General features: G+C 48.5%; 2 tRNA genes and 2 rRNA genes. All 4 read right to left on the bottom strand.

Annotation, left to right across the window (positions count from 1 at the left end):
* A 23S ribosomal RNA gene (locus WS34_RS14370) occupies positions 1 to 1,175 on the bottom strand; the annotation flags it as partial.
* A 147-nt stretch (positions 1,176 to 1,322) separates the two neighbouring features.
* Positions 1,323 to 1,396: transfer RNA gene (locus WS34_RS14365), tRNA-Ala, on the bottom strand.
* 28 nt (positions 1,397 to 1,424) lie between these two features.
* A tRNA-Ile gene (locus WS34_RS14360) sits at positions 1,425 to 1,501 on the bottom strand.
* Between the two features lie 155 nt (positions 1,502 to 1,656).
* Positions 1,657 to 2,038, bottom strand: a 16S ribosomal RNA gene (locus WS34_RS14355); the annotation flags it as partial.

The raw sequence follows: 2,038 nt of genomic DNA, 5'->3' as shown, positions 1-2,038 counted from the left end.
ATGCCCGATTATTATCCACGCCAAACTCCTCGACTAGTGAGCTGTTACGCACTCTTTAAATGAATGGCTGCTTCCAAGCCAACATCCTAGCTGTCTTAGCAATCTGACTTCGTTAGTTCAACTTAGTGTTTATTTGGGGACCTTAGCTGATGGTCTGGATTCTTCTCCTTTAGGACATGGACCTTAGCACCCATGCCCTCACTCCTGAGATAGAACTAATGCGCATTCGGAGTTTATCAAGACTTGATAGGCGGTGAAGCCCTCGCATCTTATCAGTCGCTCTACCTCACATTAGTAACTCTCAAGGCTGCACCTAAATGCATTTCGGGGAGTACGAGCTATCTCCAAGTTTGATTAGCCTTTCACCCCCACCCTCAGGTCATCCGGAAGCTTTTCAACGCTTATCGGTTCGGTCCTCCAGTTAGTGTTACCTAACCTTCAACCTGCCCAAGGGTAGATCACTTGGTTTCGCGTCTACTCCTTCCGACTATCCGCCCTATTCAGACTCGCTTTCGCTTCGGATCCACATCTCAAGATGCTTAACCTTGCCGGAAAAAGTAACTCGTAGGTTCATTATGCAAAAGGCACGCCGTCACAGCATAAGCTGCTCCGACCGCTTGTAGGCGCATGGTTTCAGGGACTATTTCACTCTTCTATTCGAAGTGCTTTTCACCTTTCCTTCACAGTACTGGTTCGCTATCGGTCTCTCGGGAGTATTTAGCCTTACCGGATGGTCCCGGCTGATTCACGCAGAATTCCTCGTGCTCCGCGCTACTCAGGATACCACTACGCTTCGGTTACCTTAGAATACCGGGCTATCACCGTCTATGGCACGACTTTCCAGTCGTTTCTTCTCAATAACTGTCTTGCGAGAGCGTGGTCCTACAACCCCACACATGCCGTAACATGGGTGGTTTGGGCTAATCCCCGTTCGCTCGCCACTACTAGGGGAATCATTATTTATTTTCTTTTCCTGCAGGTACTAAGATGTTTCAGTTCCCTGCGTTAGCCTCCAACCAAGTTGGATGACATTCCTTCAGAATGCCGGGTTGTCCCATTCGGAAATCTTCGGATCAAAGGTCATTTGCACCTACCCGAAGCTTATCGCAGCTTATCACGTCCTTCATCGCCTCCGAGAGCCAAGGCATCCGCCATGCGCCCTTATTTACTTTCTTTTATCGCCAGGGATCATTTCCTTTGAAAAGGAGATGAACCCAATGGTTCGATATATACTTTTAGCTCTTACTAAATTTACTTTTTTCTGTACATCATGTCAAAGATCGTTTGATTACACGCAAGCATGTTAGGTTGCGGTATCGGAGTGGAGAATAACGGATTCGAACCGTTGACCCTCTGCGTGCAAGGCAGATGCTCTAGCCAGCTGAGCTAATCCCCCAATCATACAAGATAAAATATCTATCTGTTGGTAGTCCCAGGCAGAGTTGAACTGCCGACCTCTACATTATCAGTGTAGCGCTCTAACCAACTGAGCTATAGGACTAGTTCAACCGTGTCCTGTTTTAGACTCGGCTTCTGTTTTTCTCTTGTTTATCTCTATCTATATTGCTATAGATGGTTGATCTATATTCTATAAATAAACAAGTACCAGTAGTACAATTTTAGAACCAATGAACGTCGTTTTCAACATCGCTCCAGAAAGGAGGTGTTCCAGCCGCACCTTCCGGTACGGCTACCTTGTTACGACTTAGCCCCAGTCACCAGTTTTACCCTAGGGCGATCCTCGCGGTTACGCACTTCAGGTACCCCCGGCTCCCATGGCTTGACGGGCGGTGTGTACAAGGCCCGGGAACGTATTCACCGCGCCGTGGCTGATGCGCGATTACTAGCGAATCCAGCTTCACGAAGTCGGGTTGCAGACTTCGATCCGAACTGAGAGAGGCTTTTGGGATTAGCATCCTGTCACCAGGTAGCTGCCTTCTGTACCCCCCATTGTAACACGTGTGTAGCCCCGGACGTAAGGGCCGTGCTGATTTGACGTCATCCCCACCTTCCTCACATCTTACGACGGCAGTCTCTC

Source organism: Odoribacter sp. N15.MGS-14, assembly GCF_000980245.1.
GTDB lineage: Bacteria > Bacteroidota > Bacteroidia > Bacteroidales > Marinifilaceae > Odoribacter > Odoribacter splanchnicus.
Note: the sequence above shows the minus strand (reverse complement) of the source record. Positions and strands in the feature narration are given on the sequence as shown.